At 42.8% G+C, this 17802-nt stretch carries 21 protein-coding genes; 11 read left to right on the top strand and 10 right to left on the bottom strand.

The annotated features are described in order from the left end of the window. Positions 1-37: 37 nt before the first annotated feature. The 5 genes from ruvB to rd form a co-directional block, all read right to left on the bottom strand. Positions 38-1078 carry a Holliday junction branch migration DNA helicase RuvB gene (gene ruvB, locus ACYQ0H_RS06895; protein ID WP_459812111.1) on the bottom strand — a complete coding sequence of 347 codons (1041 nt, stop codon included), beginning with the start codon at positions 1076-1078 and terminating at the stop codon, positions 38-40. Positions 1079-1109: 31 nt separating this feature from the next. Continuing rightward, complete coding sequence (locus tag ACYQ0H_RS06890) at positions 1110-1793, bottom strand: hypothetical protein (RefSeq protein ID WP_459812110.1); 684 nt, start codon at positions 1791-1793, stop codon at positions 1110-1112. 49 nt (positions 1794-1842) lie between these two features. After that, a complete protein-coding gene (gene ruvA, locus ACYQ0H_RS06885; protein WP_459812109.1) occupies positions 1843-2436 on the bottom strand; it encodes a Holliday junction branch migration protein RuvA in 594 nt (197 codons plus the stop codon). 44 nt (positions 2437-2480) lie between these two features. Further along, positions 2481-2984 (bottom strand): crossover junction endodeoxyribonuclease RuvC, encoded by a 504-nt coding sequence (gene ruvC / locus ACYQ0H_RS06880; protein WP_459812108.1) that lies wholly within the window; start codon positions 2982-2984, stop codon positions 2481-2483. Between the two features lie 127 nt (positions 2985-3111). Then, positions 3112-3270, bottom strand: a complete 159-nt coding sequence (gene rd, locus ACYQ0H_RS06875; RefSeq protein ID WP_459812107.1) for a rubredoxin — start codon at positions 3268-3270, stop codon at positions 3112-3114. A 306-nt stretch (positions 3271-3576) separates the two neighbouring features. Here rd and nrdR point away from each other — a divergent pair, with 306 nt between their 5' ends. Further along, positions 3577-4035 carry a transcriptional regulator NrdR gene (gene nrdR / locus ACYQ0H_RS06870; protein ID WP_459812106.1) on the top strand — a complete coding sequence of 153 codons (459 nt, stop codon included), beginning with the start codon at positions 3577-3579 and terminating at the stop codon, positions 4033-4035. Between the two features lie 100 nt (positions 4036-4135). On the opposite strand, the gene ACYQ0H_RS06865 is transcribed toward nrdR, so the two are convergent. Further along, positions 4136-4807, bottom strand: a complete 672-nt coding sequence (locus ACYQ0H_RS06865; RefSeq protein ID WP_459812105.1) for an epoxyqueuosine reductase QueH — start codon at positions 4805-4807, stop codon at positions 4136-4138. 127 nt (positions 4808-4934) lie between these two features. Between ACYQ0H_RS06865 and spoVAD the strand changes: the two genes are divergently transcribed. Beyond that, positions 4935-5948, top strand: coding sequence for a stage V sporulation protein AD (gene spoVAD, locus ACYQ0H_RS06860; protein WP_459812104.1), 1014 nt, complete (start codon positions 4935-4937; stop codon positions 5946-5948). Between the two features lie 18 nt (positions 5949-5966). Next, a complete protein-coding gene (gene spoVAE / locus ACYQ0H_RS06855; protein WP_459812103.1) occupies positions 5967-6323 on the top strand; it encodes a stage V sporulation protein AE in 357 nt (118 codons plus the stop codon). A gap of 83 nt (positions 6324-6406) precedes the next feature. On the opposite strand, the gene ACYQ0H_RS06850 is transcribed toward spoVAE, so the two are convergent. From ACYQ0H_RS06850 to trxA, 3 genes are all read right to left on the bottom strand, one after another. Then, a complete protein-coding gene (locus ACYQ0H_RS06850; RefSeq protein WP_459812102.1) occupies positions 6407-7582 on the bottom strand; it encodes a cellulase (glycosyl hydrolase family 5) in 1176 nt (391 codons plus the stop codon). 111 nt (positions 7583-7693) lie between these two features. Further along, a complete protein-coding gene (trxB, locus tag ACYQ0H_RS06845) occupies positions 7694-8602 on the bottom strand; it encodes a thioredoxin-disulfide reductase (RefSeq protein WP_459812101.1) in 909 nt (302 codons plus the stop codon). Next, positions 8599-8919 (bottom strand): thioredoxin, encoded by a 321-nt coding sequence (gene trxA / locus ACYQ0H_RS06840; RefSeq protein WP_459812100.1) that lies wholly within the window; start codon positions 8917-8919, stop codon positions 8599-8601. The genes trxB and trxA overlap by 4 nt, the downstream gene beginning before the upstream one ends. Positions 8920-9349: 430 nt before the next feature. Between trxA and ACYQ0H_RS06835 the strand changes: the two genes are divergently transcribed. Then, positions 9350-10180, top strand: coding sequence for a tyrosine-type recombinase/integrase (locus ACYQ0H_RS06835; protein ID WP_459812099.1), 831 nt, complete (start codon positions 9350-9352; stop codon positions 10178-10180). A gap of 277 nt (positions 10181-10457) precedes the next feature. Beyond that, a complete protein-coding gene (locus tag ACYQ0H_RS06830; RefSeq protein WP_459812098.1) occupies positions 10458-10658 on the top strand; it encodes a hypothetical protein in 201 nt (66 codons plus the stop codon). A gap of 64 nt (positions 10659-10722) precedes the next feature. Here ACYQ0H_RS06830 and ACYQ0H_RS06825 read toward each other — a convergent pair whose 3' ends face one another. Continuing rightward, positions 10723-11049, bottom strand: a complete 327-nt coding sequence (locus tag ACYQ0H_RS06825; RefSeq protein ID WP_459812097.1) for a hypothetical protein — start codon at positions 11047-11049, stop codon at positions 10723-10725. Between the two features lie 254 nt (positions 11050-11303). On the opposite strand from ACYQ0H_RS06825, the gene ACYQ0H_RS06820 reads away from it, so the two are divergent. From ACYQ0H_RS06820 to ACYQ0H_RS06795, 6 genes are all read left to right on the top strand, one after another. Next, positions 11304-12146, top strand: a complete 843-nt coding sequence (locus ACYQ0H_RS06820) for a prephenate dehydrogenase (protein WP_459812096.1) — start codon at positions 11304-11306, stop codon at positions 12144-12146. 226 nt (positions 12147-12372) lie between these two features. Then, positions 12373-13044: a response regulator transcription factor gene (locus tag ACYQ0H_RS06815; protein ID WP_459812095.1), complete on the top strand. Its 672-nt coding sequence runs from the start codon at positions 12373-12375 to the stop codon at positions 13042-13044. Between the two features lie 52 nt (positions 13045-13096). Next, positions 13097-14092, top strand: a complete 996-nt coding sequence (locus ACYQ0H_RS06810; RefSeq protein ID WP_459812094.1) for a sensor histidine kinase — start codon at positions 13097-13099, stop codon at positions 14090-14092. A 110-nt stretch (positions 14093-14202) separates the two neighbouring features. Continuing rightward, positions 14203-14970 (top strand): ABC transporter ATP-binding protein, encoded by a 768-nt coding sequence (locus ACYQ0H_RS06805; RefSeq protein ID WP_459812093.1) that lies wholly within the window; start codon positions 14203-14205, stop codon positions 14968-14970. Next, complete coding sequence (locus ACYQ0H_RS06800) at positions 14963-16963, top strand: ABC transporter permease (protein WP_459812092.1); 2001 nt, start codon at positions 14963-14965, stop codon at positions 16961-16963. Before ACYQ0H_RS06805 ends, ACYQ0H_RS06800 begins: the two co-directional genes overlap by 8 nt. A gap of 172 nt (positions 16964-17135) precedes the next feature. After that, positions 17136-17660: an RNA polymerase sigma factor gene (locus ACYQ0H_RS06795; protein ID WP_459812091.1), complete on the top strand. Its 525-nt coding sequence runs from the start codon at positions 17136-17138 to the stop codon at positions 17658-17660. Positions 17661-17802: the final 142 nt, after the last annotated feature.

The following is a 17802-nucleotide window of genomic DNA, read 5'->3' as shown; positions in this document are numbered from 1 at the left end:
AGAGTAAGCTTACTGCGCTTCCTTCGGCGTTTGATATTTACAGTGTCGTTTGCCCGTCTTTGAGTATTCCCAGATGATCATAAGCAAGCTGAGTTGCGCAGCGGCCTCTGGGAGTTCTTGAAATAAAACCAAGCTGCATGAGATACGGCTCGCAGACGTCTTCAAGGGTAACGGCTTCTTCTCCTATTGCAGAAGCCAGAGTATCAAGACCTACCGGACCTCCGCCGTAACCTTTAATTATCATACTTAGCATTCTCCGGTCAAGATTATCAAGACCCAGTCTGTCTACCTCCATGCGGTCAAGAGCTATCTTAGCAATATCCTTAGTTACCTTTCCGTTTCCCATAACCTCCGCAAAGTCCCGTACCCTTTTCAGAAAGCGGTTGGCTATTCTCGGAGTTCCTCTGGAGCGTGAAGCAAGCTCCAGAGCTCCTTCCCTGTCGCAGGGAACGCCGAGTATCACAGCGGAGCGCATTATTATTTCGCACAGCTGTTCAGGACTGTAAAGCTCCAGACGTTCAATAACTCCGAACCTGTCCCTGAGCGGGGAGGTAAGCTGCCCTGCTCTGGTAGTCGCTCCTACAAGAGTAAACTTATTCAGTTCTATTCGTATAGATCTGGCCGCAGGGCCTTTTCCCATAATAATATCAAGAGCGTAATCCTCAAGAGCCGGATAGAGAACTTCTTCTACCTGTCTTGAAAGTCTGTGTATCTCGTCGATAAAAAGCACATCGCCTTTTTCCAGATTGGTAAGTATAGCTGCAAGATCTCCCGGCTTTTCTATAGCAGGGCCTGAAGTCGTTCGTATATTTACGCCCATTTCGTGAGCGATTATGGTTGAAAGAGTGGTTTTTCCAAGCCCCGGAGGTCCGTACAGAAGTATATGGTCAAGACTGTCGCCGCGTTTTTTTGCCGCCTGAATATAGACCGAAAGGTTCTCCTTTACCTTTTCCTGACCTATATATTCAGCAAGGGTCTTCGGACGGAGATTTATCTCAAAATCGTCGGTAGTATCGGCTTCGGTCTGCTTCGTAGCGACTATTCTGTTTTCTATATCAAAATCGCCTTTTTCAATCATTTCAATGTCCTTTCCTGAGGCTCTGACCGTTTTACGGCTCGATGTCCTGTTTGGTTTCGTTCAGACCGAACTGAGTCAGGGTTATATCTATTGTATCTGTATCCGCAAAAACCGGAGTATACTGGGCGAGAACGGCTCCGTTGCCTTCGTCGTAAAAGGAAACAGCGGCTGAAAGATCCTTCCAGTTTATGATCATAAGATAGCTTCCCTCAAATCCCTTGGGAGCGGGAAACGCTTTGCTGGAACTGAGTGCAGAGCCTGCGGCTGCCTCGTAAACTCCCGTCTGTGAATTTAACAGACCTCCCAGAGAGGCGGTGATTTTTTTAGTCAGTGCGGCATAGGCTTCGTCGGAAAACGAATCTCCGGAGTATCCCGCCGTCTGCATATAGCTGTTCACCTGGTTTTCAGACAGTGCGTAGACGGTCAGCTTGTCAGGCTCAGAAAGCTCTGCCTCTGCAACCGACGTATAAAATTCGGCAATATCCTCATCTGAAAGGCCAAGCTCTTCCGCAGAAATCTCTTTTGCTGTGGTCTGTGTCAGGGAGGTAAGCTCATAGGCACATGAACGCATAAAATCTTCGGGGATTATTTTTTCCGAGCCTGACGCTTTAGACGAGTTTACGCTGTCCTTATCCGAGCTTCCGTCCTTTTTATCGCAGGCGGAGAAAGAAAGCGCCATAACAGCCGCCGCTGCAAGTATAAGTAGTTTTTTCATTGCTTTACCGTATGCTCCCTTACGGAGCATTATCCTTTCATAATTGAATTCAAAACCTTGCCAGTCCTATCAGAGCCTTTTTGATAAGCTCCTCGACGGGCAGCTGTGGGTCAAGCTGAGCGATTGCTCCTGCCGCCTCTGCCGCAGAATATCCGAGCACCTCCAGCGCCGTTATCGCCTCTCCTATATTTCCGCCTGCCATAGGTACAGCTGCGGAAGCCTGTCCTCTGACAGAGATAGTTTCGCCGGCTACCTTGTCCTTGAGTTCAAGGCATATGCGCTCGGCGGTCTTTTTGCCTATTCCCTTTACCTGAGTAAAGGATCTTGAATCGGAGGTTGCGACAGAAAGCGCAAACTGCTGAGGGTTCATTGCCGACAGTATGGCAAGTCCTGCCTTAGGGCCTACTCCGGATACTGAAATAAGCAGTCTGAAAGCTCTCAGTTCTTCCTTGTCCGCAAAGCCGAAAAGCTCTACGGCGTCATCTCTTACGCTCATATATGTAAGCAAAGTGACTTTTTCTTCGCCGGCTATCTTTTGCAGCGTAGAAAGGGTCGTTTTACAGGCGTAGCCTACTCCGCCGCATTCCACCACGGCAAGCTCCGCTTCGGTATGTATAAGTTTTCCGCTCAGTGAATATATCATTTTTATAGCCCCATTTGATATGGGTTTCCTCGCTTTCAGATATTTTATTTAAGTCCTGCCTTGTCCATGATCCTCCTGCTGTTTACCGAAAGACCGTGCGTAATGGCGATAGCTACGGCGTCGGCAGTGTCGTCGGGCTTTGGGACTGATTTCAGATGAAGCATTGTTCTTGTCATTTCCTGCACTTGTTTTTTCTCCGCTCTGCCGTATCCTACTATTGAGCATTTGACCTGAAGAGGAGTATACTCATATATGGGTATACTTTTTTGTATTGCAGGAAGAAGCGTAACTCCTCTTGCCTGAGCAACGTCGATAGCGGTTTTTTCATTTGAGTTGAAAAATAGCTTTTCTATGCCAAGCTCGTCCGGAGAGTATGTATCTATTATCTCACACATATCGTCGTATATGGTTTTCAGACGTTTATTGAAGGGCATATCCGCGCCTGTCGTTATAGCTCCGAAGCCTGCAACGGAAAATACTCCTCCGCTGTAATCCAGCACTCCGTAGCCGACTATTGCATACCCCGGGTCGATTCCGAGAATACGCAAAAATATCCCCTCCTATCCGATAATTTCTTCTATAAATATTATAGCATATATTCAAAGAAAAATCAAGTACGAATGTTCACATATAAAGCAAAAAAGCCGCTCCGCAGAAACGGAAACGGCTTTAGGGTTATTCTTCCGGTGAAAACTGATCCTTGCCTACTCCGCAGAGGGGGCATACATAATCCTCGGGAACGTCCTCCCATTTGGTTCCGGGAGCAACTCCGCTGTCGGGATCTCCGGCTTCTGGGTCGTAGATATAACCGCAGATTTCGCATACATACTTCATAGCTTACCTCCTGAAAATATTTTTTTACAGCTTTGGACTATAACTATATTATATCACGATCTGTAAAAATTACAAGAAGATTTTCTGATTTGTTATGTAAAATATACAAATAAGCTGAAAAGTACATTTTATTGTACACAACTAATGAAATTTTCAAAAAAAAGTCTTGCATTTATATACAACTTGTGGTATAATAAATAAAAAAGAAGCGCTATATCTGAGATTCTGAATTAATGTACTGATCAGGAAAGGGAGGCGAGCCCGTGTCCGCTGCTGAAAGGCAGAGATACGGCATGGGAGGTTTATATGAGATGTCCGTTTTGCAATTATGAAGATACAAAGGTTATTGATTCCCGTCCCAGCGAGGGCAAAAAAAGGCGCAGGCGCGAATGTACCAACTGCGGCAGAAGGTTTACTACTTATGAGGTAGTTGAAAAGCCGCTGCTTATGGTTTACAAAAGAGACGGAAGCTTTGAGCCTTTTGACAGAATGAAGCTTCTTAAAGGACTCCAGAGCGCAATAAAAAAGCGCCCTGTCAGCGTAGACGATATAAACGCCCTTGTGGACGATATAGAAAATACCTATGCTAACGCCATGCAGACCGAAACTACTACCAGCGAGATCGGCGATAAAGTGCTTCAGGAGCTGAAAAAGCTGGATCATGTGGCGTATGTGCGGTTTGCGTCGGTTTACAAGGATTTTAATGACGTAGATTCCTTTATTCAGATAATATCCGAGCTTTCTGACGAAAACGATCAAAAGTAAACCGCGTAAATAACAGCCTGTTAATAAAACGGGCGGACACAGCTGACCCTATTCTTACGCAGCACAATGCTGTTTTTGAATAGGCGGTTTTGTCCGTCCGTTATTTTTTATATTGAGCGTTGAGCTGGGTATTGTTTTCAGTTCTGCGCTGCCGATCGCGCTTTGAAAAGACGCAGCCGCAGTAATCCTGACGGTAAAGTCCGTACTGTGACGACAGTTCTATAGAACGCTTGTAGCCGTTTTTCTTTTTAAAATCCGAGGGAAGGCTTTTTACGCTGTATATTTCTGACAGCTCAGAAGCGGTTTCATTTAGTTTTTGAGCGTTTTTGTACGGCGATATAGAAAGGGTAGTTGTGAAATAATCAAAGCCTTTTTCCGCTGCCAGACGTGCGGCGCTTTCAAGCCTCAGACGGTAGCAAATAAAGCAGCGCTCTCCGCCCTCCTCAGCTTCTTCAAGACCTTTTACCGCATTGAGAAATTCTTCCGGACGGTAGCTTCCTTCTATAAAGCTTATTTTATTTTCAGCCGGAAATTCGGAAATAAACCGCTTCTGCTCCTCGACCCGCTTTCTGTATTCTTCTTCAGGATAAATATTCGGATTATAATAATAAACAGTGATACTGAAAAATTCAGATAGATATTCCAGAGTATATGACGAGCAGGGCGCACAGCAGCTGTGAAGCAGCAATGACGGCGTTTCTCCGCCTTTTTCAAACTTTGAGATCAGATCGTCAAGCTGTTTCTGATAATTTATTTTAACCGTATTTGACATATTTATACTACCTTTCGATAAAGCTGCATTTATTGTAGCACATCTTTCAATAAAAATCAAACTTTACGAATAAATTTATTAAGCCTGCGCAAAATAATTCCAAAGAAATTTAAACGGAGGGATCAGCTTGAGCAGAGCTACTAAAATTCTTAAAAATACCCCAAGCGTAATATCTTCCGCTGCTATCGGCGGAAAGATGGAAAGCCAGGGGCCTTTAAGCGATTATTTTGACAAGATAAACGAGGATCCGTATATGTCGGCAGACACTTTTGAAAAGGGAGAAAGCCAGCTTCAGAAGCAGGCGGTGATTCATGCCGTTCAGAAAGCGCGGCTGTCCTATGATGATATAGACGTTATGTTTGGAGGCGATCTGCTCAATCAGTGCGTAGGAACGACTTACGGGATCAGGGATTTTGAAATACCCTTTCTTGGAATTTACGGAGCCTGTTCCACAATGGCGGAGGGACTGCTTATGTCCTCGGTTTTCGTTGACGGAGGCTATGCAGATAAAGCGCTTGCAGTTACCTCCTCTCATTTCTGTACTGCGGAAAGACAGTACAGGTTTCCCCTTAATTACGGAGGACAGCGTACTCCGACTTCCCAGTATACCGCGACTGCCGGGGGAGCGCTGGTGGTGTCCGGGAAAGAGAATCCTCCCTATGTCAGAGCCTGTACAGTAGGAAAAATCGTGGATCTGGGAGTATCAGACGCAAATAATATGGGGGCGGCAATGGCTCCTGCGGCATTTGAAACAATAAATCAGTTTTTTAAGGATACGGGTAAAAAGCCCTCTGATTTCGACGCTATCGTAACGGGAGATCTCGGCAAGGTAGGAAGTCGTATCCTCTGCGAGCTGTTTGAAAGGGAAAATATAAATATCCGTGATAATCACAAGGACTGCGGACTTATGCTGTATTCCTTTGAGAACCAGGACGTTCATGCCGGTGCAAGCGGCTGCGGCTGTGCAGGAAGCGTTCTCTGCGGATATTTCCTGCCTAAGCTGAGAAGCGGAGCGATCAGGAATATTTTATTTACGGCAACGGGTGCGCTTATGTCGCCGACAGTTAATCAGCAGGGCGAATCTATACCCTCCATCGCTCATTCGGTTTGGCTCTCTCATGAGAGCGGAGAAGATCAATAAGGAAGGAAGTCATAAGCAATGGAATATTTATGGGCATTTTTAATAGGCGGACTTTTCTGCGCCGTCGGACAGATATTGATAGATTATACAAAGCTTACTCCAGCCAGGATACTTGTAGCGTATGTTGTCGGCGGAGTAATTTTGGGAGCGCTGGGTCTTTACAAGCCGATAATAGATAAGGCCGGCGGAGGAGCTACCGTTCCTCTTACAGGCTTCGGTTATCTGCTTGCGGACGGTGTAAGGAAAGCGGTTGACGAAAACGGTTTTCTCGGAATTTTTACCGGAGGACTTACTGCGGCAGCGGCGGGAATATGCGCGGCTATAGTATTCGGATTTATTACGGCACTGTTTTCAAGAAGTACGCCGAAAAGCTGACAAGGAATATAAATAAAGGACGGCAGTAAAAGTTCTGCCGTCCTTTTGTAATGTGTAGCTTTAATTACTGTAAATAAGAAAAATTATTTGTTATTTCCCAGCGGGTAGATCTTGTCGGGTATCATCTCAAGCATTGCCTTTGAAGCTTCCTGAGTAAGGTTGTAGCAGTACCATTCTCCGTTTTCCTGCGGTTCCATCCATACCATTACGCCGTTCCAGCCCTTTTCGTAGGCGGTCTTGTATTTTTCAGTAAGAGTCAGCTTGCATTGTTTTTCGTCATCGTTGGAGGTTTCGCCTACAACGCAGGGCTTTGATGCAGCCAGACCGAATTCTTCGGGAGTAACGGTAAACGGGAAGCCGTACCATTGTCTTTGCCACATATAATAATGAGTACTGTAGAAATCCAGATAAGCCTTATCGTTTCCGGTAAGCTCCTTCAGATATTCATCGGATACCTTATTGCCGTCATACTTATCAGAGTTATATTTTATTATTCCTATCCCTACTGTAACCAGCGTATCGCATTTTTCATGTATTACAGCGGCGCATTTTCCGAAAAAGTAGGAAAGATTATCCCAAGGTATATTGCCGCATTCCTCGTTTTCATATACCCAGTCAGGCTCATTCATAATATCAATTGAGAAAAGGTATTCGTTATCGCCGTATCTTTTGCAAAATTCGCCCACATATTTCTCTGCAAATTCATCACAGGTCTCCTTATTGCTTACAAGCGCCCGCCACTTATCTCCGCTTCCGTTGTCGCCGCCCTTGAAGTGGTCAAAGGAAAGCAGTGTAGCCATAACGTAGACCTTGTGCTTTTTGGCGATCTCAAATAGTTTATCTAGGTTTTCCCAGTGAACCGCTTTTATTTCCTTAATGCCGCCTGTTGTTTTAAGGCGTACGATATTTTCGCCCTGACAATTTACCCATATCCTAGTGCAGTTTATACCGTCCTCGGCAAGCTGTGCAAATGTTTTATCCCAGAACGCTTCGTCCATATCTCCGCCGAAATCGTTCCATTTTTGCCACGGGGTATTGACTCCGTTTATCCACAGCTCTTTACCGTCAACCATGAATTTCGTTCCGTCGACGGTAACTCTTGCTGACGGTTCGTCGGACTTTTTGTCCTCTGATTTTCCGCAGCCGGCGGCAGTACAGGTCATTACCGCAGCCATAGCAAAGGAAAACAGGCGCTTGAGTATTCTTTTGTTCATATTTACGCTTACAGACGTTGGCTCTGCAAGCTTCCTCCGTTTCATATGTATTTTTATTCGGTTTAGCTATTTAACATAATAGCATAAATAGTCTATAAAATCAATAGTCTGCGCATAAAAAAAGCTGCGCTCAGTTTATTTGAACGCAGCTTTGCATCAGCTGTTCAGATATTTTTCCGCCGATGAAACGGCAGCTGCTCCGTCAGCGGCGGCAGTTACGATCTGTCTGAGCGGCTTTGTGCGTATATCTCCTGCGGCGAATAGTCCCGGCAGAGAGGTCTCGCAGTTTTCCCTTGCAATAATAAAACCCTGCTTGTCCAGCTCAGCAAGTCCTTTCAAAAGCTCCGACTGAGGCGAAATTCCGATTGCTATAAAAACACCGTCGGTATTGATAAAAGAAGACGAACCGTTTTGATCCAAGCGTATGCCGGATACTTTATTATCTCCGGTTACCTCCGTTATTGTACTGTTAAAAACAAGCTGAATATTAGGGGCTTCATTGATCCTGATCTGAAGCGCTCTTCCTGCTCTCAGCTTGTCACGCCTGTGAACCAGATATACCTGACGGGCAATTTTTGATAGATAAAGCGCTTCCTCGGCGGCGGTATTTCCTCCGCCGACTACGGTAACTGTCTTATTCTTGAAAAATGCTCCGTCGCATACCGCACAGTAGCTTACTCCGCTGCCTGCAAGCCGCTGCTCGCCCTCGGCGCCGAGCTTTTTTCTGACTGCTCCGCAGGCGGCGATAACTGTTTTCGCACTGTAGGTTTCTTTATCGCATTTTACAGAAAAGATCCCGTTTTCCTTGCGTATTTCCAGTACATTGTCCTGAATAAAACTGGTATTGCAGGCTTCGGCGTGTTCTCTCAGCTTTATTGACAGTTCGCTTCCTGTGGTGCTTATAAAGCCGGGATAATTATCTATCTCGGAGGTATTTATTATCTGTCCGCCGCTCAATGCCGATTTTTCAATAACGCAAAAATCCAGCATTGCCCTCGAAGCATAAATAGCCGATGTCAGTCCGGCTGCTCCCGCTCCGATTATTATTATTTCTTTTATTTTCATCTTTCTGCATTTTTAAAAATTTCGAGGATCTCTTCTTTTGAAATAAGTCCAACGGATTTTTGAACAGGCTGTCCGTTTTTAAATATCATAAAAGTAGGTATGCTCATAACTCCGTATTTTTCCGCCAGTTCGTTCTGACTGTCGATATCTATTTTTACAGCCTTTGCTTTTTCGGACAGTTCGGCTGCGGCTTCTTCAAATATCGGAGAGAACATTTTGCAGGGGCCGCACCACGCCGCCCAGAAATCAGCAAGGACCGGAACTGAGCTTTCAAGCACCTCTTTATTAAAATTATCCTTTGTAACATTTATTATCATAGCTTATTAACGCTCCTTTTATATAAATTTTTCTTTTCTTTATATTTTATTTTCCCCTGTTTTTGCTTTTATATTCGGATAATTTAAAGGATACTGCGTTTAATAGCTATAAATACTTTTTGCCTAAAATATGTCGAAAAATGTCGGAAATAAAATACATTTATTGTAAAAATGCACAAATTATAATGAGGCATTTAGACATATTTATAGAAATTAAGACATATATCTGAATTTTACAACAAAAATTATTGCTTTTGAAAATAATCTATTGTATAATTATAACATTGAAATCAAAAACAAGAAGTTATTATAAATACAGGCTCATTATTATTCTGAGTTTAACAGGTGAAGTAACGATTTTAAGAATGTCAGCTTTGTAGATACTGAACTTCTCGGAAATTTAGAATAAGAAATCAGAGGAGTTTTTGTTGTGCAGATAAACAGCTTTGAAGACAATAGCAAGCCGTATTCTGAATATCTTGTACGGCGTCAGCTTGGGGAAAGAACAATTGCCAAGTATTTAAGAGATGTTAAACAATTCTATGATTTTGCGGACGGCGGAAAGATCGATTTTAATTTGGTTTTACAATATAAAGACTATCTTTCGGCAGTTTACAAAAGCGGAACTGTAAATTCATATCTTATCTCTCTTAACCTTTATATGCAGTGGTGCGGCAGGAGCGATCTGAGAATGGCTCTTATAAAATGCCAGAAAATTTATTACAGTCCATCTGAGCTTTCGCGTGAGGAGTATGTAAAAATGCTTGAATGCGCTTTAGCTCACGGAGAGGAAAAATGGTATCTTATTATGAGATGTCTGGGAAGCATGGGAATACGAGTCGGAGAGCTGAAGTTTATTACAGTGCAAAGTTTGGAAAGCGGCTGTACGGAAATTTATCATAAAGCGAAGCTGCGTCATGTGCTTATACCTGAAAAGCTGCGATGTTCTTTAGAGGAATACTGCGTCAAAACAGGGATTTGCAGCGGAGAGATATTTATGAACAAGAAGCGTACCGCTCCGACTGACAGTTCTGTAGTCTGGCGGAATCTTAAGCGGATCGCAGGGTATTCGGGAATTGAAGTATCGAAGGTTTATCCTCATAATTTCAGGCATATGTTTGCAAGAGAATATATGAAAACCTTTAATAATCTTGTGGAACTTGCAGATATTCTGGGTCACAGCTCAATAGAAACTACCAGAATATATACAAAAGCTTCAAAGGAAACCCAGAGGAGAAGATTGGAAAGCCTTGATCTGTAAAATGCAAGATAATACAACATTAAATTGCGTTTGTCAACCCCTTTTTGCAGATAAAATCAGATAAATTGTCAATATACCCGTCAAGGCTGTGAGATGATCCGGCTTTTACGGGTATATTTCTGGGTTTTCAATACAAAAATGCAATATAATGTTGTATAATGTGACTATGGTCTAACAGCTCTGATAAGTAAGGTGGACTTATCAGAACGCATTATAATTATATAAGCAGAGCGCATTGAACGCTGCGCAAGATTAATAACAGAGGAGGAAGATAATAATGCATGATCCTGGGAAAGGTTGTACAGTCATAAACCTTATTTTTCAAGAGGAGATCAAGCTAAGCTTCGGAAAAATAACAGGGATAAGCTTATCAGGTTCAGAGATAAATAAGCACGGCTCTGAAAAGTCATGGGATACCGGCAGCGTACTTAAAAAGCTTATGCGGATAATATCCCTTTTTAAATTTGCAGAAAAATAAGCATATAAAAAGACTGCCTATGCTGCTTTCATACAGGGGCAGTCTTTACGGTACTGTAAAGTATTCAGAGATCCTGAAGATCGGCGTCGGGAATATCGTTTTCAAGATTATCTCTTGCAAGATCGTTGTCGATAACGGCGTATACTTCGGATATAGGCTTATCTATCTCACCTGTGATCACATCGTAATTTGCGGCATTTCCTTTGGAAAACGGCTGAGTATGAAAGACCTTCAGAGAGGGAGGCTCTGTACCGGCAATAATAGGGTTGGCGCGGATTTTTCCGTGCTTTGCTTTTCCTTGGATCTCCGGTACCTCGGGAGGTCTTTTCTTAGGTGGTATATCGGTTATTTCAGGACGCTTCATTCCTTGCTTTGACATATCGTTCACCATGCTTCTCCGGTCGGAAGCATATCTCCTTTCACTGTATTTTTTCTGTTTAATATGGAATTATAATAAAGCTGATTTTAAGCTTTATGGTTTGTAAATAGTTTGCCCTTGCATGTTCGGCTATATTCCGGCAATAAAAGGAAGCCTTATGTAAAAACTGCGATAAAATAATTTTTATCAGCGCCTTGACAAACTTAGAACATAATGATATAATTTAATAGATAAAAGCACAAAAGCATTAAAGCGGAGGCGTTTCTATGAAGATCGGAATAGTTGGACTCGGACTTATCGGAGGTTCGCTTGCGAAAGCGATAAAGAAAAATACAGACTATATCTGTTTCGGGATCGATATAAACAAAACTACTGTAGCCGCGGCGCTGTCGCAGGAGGCTATTGACGGTGAAATTTCCGTTGACGGATTGGACAGGTGCGACGTAGCCGTAATATGCCTGTATCCTCAGCAGACTATAGATTTTATAAGGGAGAACAAAAAACGTTTCAAAAAGGGCGGAATAGTTATAGATACCTGCGGCGTAAAGGGAGAGATAGTGACTGCTTCAGAAAAGCTTCTTGCTGATGAGGGAGTTCGTTTTCTCGGCTGTCATCCTATGGCGGGACGGGAATTTTCGGGTTTTGCGTATTCTGTGGACAATCTTTTTGAAAAGGCAAGCTTTATTATGACGCCTACCGACAATACGCCTATGTCTGCGGTAAAGGAAATCTCAAAGCTTGCATATAATATTGGCTTTGCAAAATGCGTTGTAGCGTCCCCTGATGAGCATGACGAGGTAATAGCTTTTACATCGCAGCTTGCTCATATCGTATCGAGCGCCTATGTCAAAAGTCCCAGCCTTATGAAGCAGGCTGGTTTTTCGGCAGGCAGCTTCAAGGATCTTACACGGGTAGCAAAGCTTAACGAGGATATGTGGACTACGCTTTTTATGATGAACAAAAAACCTCTGGTCAGTGAAATATCACATATAATAAAGTGCCTTGAGGACTACCGAAGCGCTATAGAAAACGAGGATCACGATAGGCTTCACAGCCTGCTTAAAGAGGGCAGGGAGCTTAAAGAGATAAGCAATGCAGCTCAAAGGTAAGATCGATTGGATAGCTTTGAAATAGGGTTTATCGGCAATTCGGACGGACGCAGAATTTCTTTTTGTTAAAACAGCGCGGCGGTGCAGTTTGACTTGGAGAGGTCTGAGTTTGTCCGATTTTTTATGGGGTTACCGAAGCACAGCTTATTTTTTGTTTTACTGCGCTTGTAATACGGCTCAGGGTATGTTAAACTGTATAAAAGAGCTTAGCAGGAGGTTTACGCTTATGTATAGGATATTTCTTGTAGAGGACGATCCGGCAATGGCAGCGGCAGTTGAGAAGCAGCTGAAGCAGTGGGGTTTCGAGGTGAAGCGAGCGGAGAATTTTCAGAACATTACAGCCGATTTTGCTGCCTGTGATCCTCATCTTGTACTGATGGATATTATGCTTCCGTTTTTTAACGGCTATCACTGGTGTACGGAGATAAGGAAAATTTCAAATGTTCCGGTTGTATTTATTTCCTCGGCTTCTGATAATATGAATATAGTAATGGCTATGAATATGGGAGGGGACGACTTTATAGCCAAGCCTTTTGATATAAATGTGCTTATAGCAAAGTTACAGGCGGTTCTGAGAAGAACCTATGTTGTTGCCGGAAAAATTCCTGTTTATGAGCATAAGGGCGCGGTTCTGAATCTTAACGACGCAACTCTGTTTTACGGCGGAAATAAGATAGAGCTTACCCGTAATGATTTCAGAATAATGCAGACGCTTATGGAAAACAGGGGCAAGGTCGTAAGCCGTGATACTCTTATGATAAGGCTGTGGGAAAACGATTCGTATGTTGAGGAAAATACTCTTACCGTAAATATTACAAGGCTGAGAAGAAAGCTGGAAGCGGCGGGGCTGAAGGATTTTATAAAGACTAAGGCGGGCAGCGGATATATAATTGAATGAATATATGCTTATTATTTGCAGAAATGCCCTGAGAGGAGGACGGACTGAAAATATGAACACATTAAAAATACTGATAAAATATCTTGGCGAGCATATTGCCGTTACAGCTTCTTTTATAGTATTTGCGGCGGTTTTTGCAGGAGTGCTTTCGCTTTATGAGCTTGAAGCCGAGGCGGTGATCTACGCTTCCGGACTTTGCTTGACAATCGGTTCTATAGTTTTTACAGTATGCTTTATAAGGCATATGCGCAGGCACAAAGAGCTTGAAATTATAAGAAAAAATGCCGTTCTTCTTGCAGACAGCCTGCCGGAAAGCAGATCTCTTATCGAGAGCGACTATAGGGAAATAATAAGCTCAGTTATGCTTTCCTGCAACGAGAGGCTTACCGAGCTGGAAACAAAGCGAGCAGAGAGCGTTGATTTTTATACCGCTTGGATACATCAGATAAAAACTCCTATAGCCGTTATGAGAATGATATTGCAGCAGGAGGATAAGCCGGAAAACAAGGAGCTTTTATCTCAGCTGTTCAGGATAGAGCAGTACGCTGAAATGGTTTTATGCTATTTGCGCCTTGACAGCTCATCCAATGACCTTGTGCTGAAAACCTATAGGCTGGACGATATAATAAAGCAGGCTGTAAGAAAATACGCAGCGCAGTTTATCGGAAAGAAAATAAGGCTTGAATACAGCGGTACACAAGCCGTGGCGCTTACAGACGAAAAATGGCTGGGATTTATAATAGAACAGGTTCTTTCAAATGCAGTTAAGTATACCGATAAGGGAAAAGTAACGGTTTCGGTAGAGAATAATATTCTGTGTATTTCGGATACCGGAATAGGTATTGCACCGGAGGACCTTCCGAGAATATTTGAAAAGGGCTATACGGGTTATAACGGAAGGGCGGATAAAAAAGCCACAGGACTGGGACTGTATCTTTGCAGGAAGGCGGCGGAAAAGCTGAATCACAGGATCTATGCCGAATCAGAGATCGGAACGGGTACGAGGGTTTACATTGACATGAACAGGAGCAGACTTGAAATTGAATAGACCTTACAAAAATGTAAGACAGACAGGCTGAAATGTAAGACGGATAGATTTTAATATTATGCGGTACAAGTTATAATTAAGCTGTAATAAAAAAATAGGAGGCAGCTAAAATGTCAATACTTGAGGTAAGAAGCCTTAAAAAAATTTATACCACACGTTTCGGCGGCAATCAGGTCACCGCTCTTTCAGACGTTTCCTTTTCTGCGGAGGAGGGAGAATATGTAGCGATAATGGGCGAGTCCGGCTCGGGAAAAACTACCCTGCTGAATATTCTTGCGGCGCTTGATAAACCCACGTCGGGTGAGGTAATACTTGACGGGATAAATCTTACGTCAGTCAGCGACCGTGAAATATCGGCGTTTAGAAGAGATAACCTTGGCTTTGTTTTTCAGGATTTCAATCTTCTGGACAACTTTACCTTGCAGGATAATATCTTTCTGCCGCTGGTGCTTGCGGGAGAGAAGTATGCTCAGATGAAAATACGGCTTTCGCCTATTGCCGAAAAGCTTAGGATCACAGAGCTTCTGAACAAGTTTCCCTATGAGGTTTCGGGAGGTCAGAAGCAGCGAGCCGCCGTTGCGAGGGCGCTTATTACCTATCCGAAGCTGGTGCTTGCTGACGAGCCTACCGGCGCTTTGGATTCCCGTGCGTCTGACGGACTTCTGAAGCTGTTCGGAGAAATAAACGCCGACGGTCAGACGATACTTATGGTTACTCATTCCGTAAAGGCTGCAAGCCATGCGGGAAGAGTTTTGTTTATTAAGGACGGACAGGTTTTCCACCAGCTTTACAGAGGAGCCTGTTCAAACGAGGATATGTATCAGAAGATCTCGGATACTCTTACGGTTATCTCAACGGGCGGTGAGCGTGATGAATAAGCTGTTTTATCCGAAGCTGGCGGCGGGCAACATAAAAAAGAATGGAAAAACTTATATCCCCTATATTTTTACAAGTATATTAACCGTCGCTATGTTTTATATAATCCGTTCTCTTTCGCTCAATGAAGGAATAAGCAGTCTTGTAGGTGCAGATTCCATTGCGGTTACCCTTTCTCTCGGAAGCTGGATAGTCGGCATATTTGCAGTTGTTTTTCTGTTCTATACAAACAGCTTTCTGATGAAGCAGAGAAAAAAGGAGCTTGGACTTTACAGTATCCTTGGTATGGAAAAGAAGCATATCGCAAAGGTTATCGGACTGGAAACCGTGTATATCGTTATTATAAGCTTTGCGCTGGGACTTGGACTTGGAATACTGCTCGATAAGGCAATGTATCTTATTATACTTAGAATAATGGACGCAGACGCAGCTCTGGGTTTTTATGTTTCTAAGCGCGCGGCATTGTCTGCGGTCGCACTGTTTTCTGCGATATTCCTGCTTATTTACCTTAATTCGCTTAGGCAGATCCATTTCTCCAAGCCGATAGAGCTGCTAAGAAGCCGCAGCTGCGGAGAAAAAGAGCCGAAAGCAAAATGGATAATAGCATTGCTGGGCTTAGCCTGTCTGGGAGGGGGTTATTATCTTTCGGTCACAACACAGAACCCGGTTTCTGCAATTATGCTGTTCTTTCTGGCGGTAGTGCTTGTTATTATCGGAACATATCTTGTATTTACAGCCGGAAGCATTGTATTCCTAAAGCTTCTGAGGAAGAACAAAAGGTACTATTATAAAACGAGGCACTTTATAAGCGTTTCGGGAATGATCTACAGAATGAAGCAGAATGCGGTGGGTCTTGCCAATATATGTATTCTGTCAACTATGGTTCTTGTAATGATCTCCTCCACAGTTTCAATGCAGATAGGAATGGAGGACATAATAAATCACCGTTATCCGTTCGATATAATGATATATACAAATGCAGACGAAAATAACAGAACGGAAGATACAGCGATCAAGGAGATAGACAAAAGCGGATTGACGATCAAAAAGCAGATCTCATATAGATATGTAAATTTCAGCGCCCTGAGAAACGGCAGCGTTTTTGAGGTAAGAGAGGTCGATGAGAGCGATCTTGAAGATTTCAATAATCTAAACAGCCTGTTTATTATTCCTCTGGCCGATTATAATGAGCTTACCGGAAGCGAAAAGACGCTGGAGGACGACGAAGTATTTGTTTATTCAAACAGCCGGGATAAATACGAAGAAAAAACTCTTACGGTATTTGACAGTACATTCAGGGTAAAGTCATTGATAAGCGATTTTCCGGGAGATGGAATAATGTCGGCTTACATAACCAGCAGTCATTTTGTAATAGTAAAGGATATGGATATCGTCACGGATATATTTGAAAAGCAGAAAAGCATATACAAGGACAATGCGTCTGAAATTAAGCTTTGTATCGGCGCTGACGTCAGCGGAAACGAAGCTGAGCAGACGGAGCTGGTTGATAATATAAGTAACGCCTTGTCAGATTATAATTCCGGGGAAATAAGCTACAGCTATATGGTAGACGGAAAAGCGGGTTCGGAGAAAAGCTTCAGCGCAGTATACGGAGGTTTGCTTTTCCTCGGAATATTTTTAGGCTCGCTGTTTACAATGGCTACTATACTTATTATATACTATAAACAGATCTCTGAGGGCTATGAGGACAAGGAGCGATTTGAAATAATGCAGAAGGTAGGAATGACTGGAGCGGAGGTGAAGCAGGCTATCCATTCTCAGATACTGACGGTATTTTTCCTTCCTCTTATTACTGCTGGAATACACGTTGTTTTTGCTTTCCCAATAATTTCAAAGATACTGTTTCTTCTTAATTTGTATAATACAAGGCTGTATATTGTATGTACCGCAGGCTGCTTTGCAGTATTTGCGCTTATGTATGCATTAATATATTCATTGACGGCTAAGGTATATTATAAAATAGTAAGCAGATAATTTTAGAAATCCAAGCGGATCCGCTTTAAATAAAGCGGGTCCGTTTTTTACTCAGATGCGTAAATAAAGGGATTATCAAAGCTTTTGCTTGACATAGACCGAGGCTTGTGGTAAAATATTAATTGTGTCAGATATTGAAGGTCATATGTAATAATATAAGCAGGAGGAAAAAATGCTGGGATCATACCTTGTCCTGATTGACAGAGAAGATGATAAAAGAGCGTTTGAGTTTTTATATGAAGAAAACTGCGGAAAGATGTTTACGATCGCCTACAATATCTGCAAAAGTGAAGTGCTTGCTGAGGACGCTGTTGCAGACGCCTTTCTTGGTGTAGCAAAAACGTTTTCCAAGTTCAGCAGTCTTGATGAGGAGGATAAAATTCCTTATCTTATTAGAGCGGTCAAAAATTCAGCTCTGAATGTTGTAAGGAGAGAAAAAAACACCAAATATAATACTCCTATTGAAAGTCTTATGTCTGAGGAAGAACCTTCGGTTGACTTTTTTGAGCAGGCGGATCTGAATGAACTTATAAGAGCGGTAAAGACACTTGACGAGAGATATAAATCAGCACTGACCTATAAGATATACTATAATATGTCTATAGACGAGATATCTGACGTAATGGGTGTTTCAAGGCGAACGGTATCATATTACCTAAAAAAAGCTCGTGAAGAAATTGAGCAGAAAATCACCTAACAAAGATAGTTTTGTTGAATAATCAGGAATTTTTCTGACAACAATGTAGTTAAAGGTTATATAATTGCACAAATTTATTGATTTATTTTGTTTAATCTATCGAATCTGAGATTTTCCCCTTGACAAACGGGGAAAAAGGTGA

It is taken from the genome of Hominimerdicola intestinalis, from assembly GCF_054655215.1.
The sequence above is the reverse complement of the archived record's forward strand: the minus strand, read 5'-3'. Positions and strand labels throughout refer to the sequence as shown.

Bases quoted from the DNA above. Each gene is read 5' to 3' on its own strand.
- ruvB (WP_459812111.1), bottom strand. From the start codon at position 1,078: ATGATTGAAAAAGGCGATTTTGATATAGAAAACAGAATAGTCGCTACG.
- ACYQ0H_RS06890 (WP_459812110.1), bottom strand. From the start codon at position 1,793: ATGAAAAAACTACTTATACTTGCAGCGGCGGCTGTTATGGCGCTTTCT.
- ruvA (WP_459812109.1), bottom strand. From the start codon at position 2,436: ATGATATATTCACTGAGCGGAAAACTTATACATACCGAAGCGGAGCTT.
- rd (WP_459812107.1), bottom strand. From the start codon at position 3,270: ATGAAGTATGTATGCGAAATCTGCGGTTATATCTACGACCCAGAAGCC.
- nrdR (WP_459812106.1), top strand. From the start codon at position 3,577: ATGAGATGTCCGTTTTGCAATTATGAAGATACAAAGGTTATTGATTCC.
- ACYQ0H_RS06865 (WP_459812105.1), bottom strand. From the start codon at position 4,807: ATGTCAAATACGGTTAAAATAAATTATCAGAAACAGCTTGACGATCTG.
- spoVAE (WP_459812103.1), top strand. From the start codon at position 5,967: ATGGAATATTTATGGGCATTTTTAATAGGCGGACTTTTCTGCGCCGTC.
- ACYQ0H_RS06850 (WP_459812102.1), bottom strand. From the start codon at position 7,582: ATGAAACGGAGGAAGCTTGCAGAGCCAACGTCTGTAAGCGTAAATATG.
- trxB (WP_459812101.1), bottom strand. From the start codon at position 8,602: ATGAAAATAAAAGAAATAATAATAATCGGAGCGGGAGCAGCCGGACTG.
- trxA (WP_459812100.1), bottom strand. From the start codon at position 8,919: ATGATAATAAATGTTACAAAGGATAATTTTAATAAAGAGGTGCTTGAA.
- ACYQ0H_RS06830 (WP_459812098.1), top strand. From the start codon at position 10,458: ATGCATGATCCTGGGAAAGGTTGTACAGTCATAAACCTTATTTTTCAA.
- ACYQ0H_RS06825 (WP_459812097.1), bottom strand. From the start codon at position 11,049: ATGGTGAACGATATGTCAAAGCAAGGAATGAAGCGTCCTGAAATAACC.
- ACYQ0H_RS06820 (WP_459812096.1), top strand. From the start codon at position 11,304: ATGAAGATCGGAATAGTTGGACTCGGACTTATCGGAGGTTCGCTTGCG.
- ACYQ0H_RS06815 (WP_459812095.1), top strand. From the start codon at position 12,373: ATGTATAGGATATTTCTTGTAGAGGACGATCCGGCAATGGCAGCGGCA.
- ACYQ0H_RS06810 (WP_459812094.1), top strand. From the start codon at position 13,097: ATGAACACATTAAAAATACTGATAAAATATCTTGGCGAGCATATTGCC.
- ACYQ0H_RS06805 (WP_459812093.1), top strand. From the start codon at position 14,203: ATGTCAATACTTGAGGTAAGAAGCCTTAAAAAAATTTATACCACACGT.
- ACYQ0H_RS06800 (WP_459812092.1), top strand. From the start codon at position 14,963: ATGAATAAGCTGTTTTATCCGAAGCTGGCGGCGGGCAACATAAAAAAG.
- ACYQ0H_RS06795 (WP_459812091.1), top strand. From the start codon at position 17,136: ATGCTGGGATCATACCTTGTCCTGATTGACAGAGAAGATGATAAAAGA.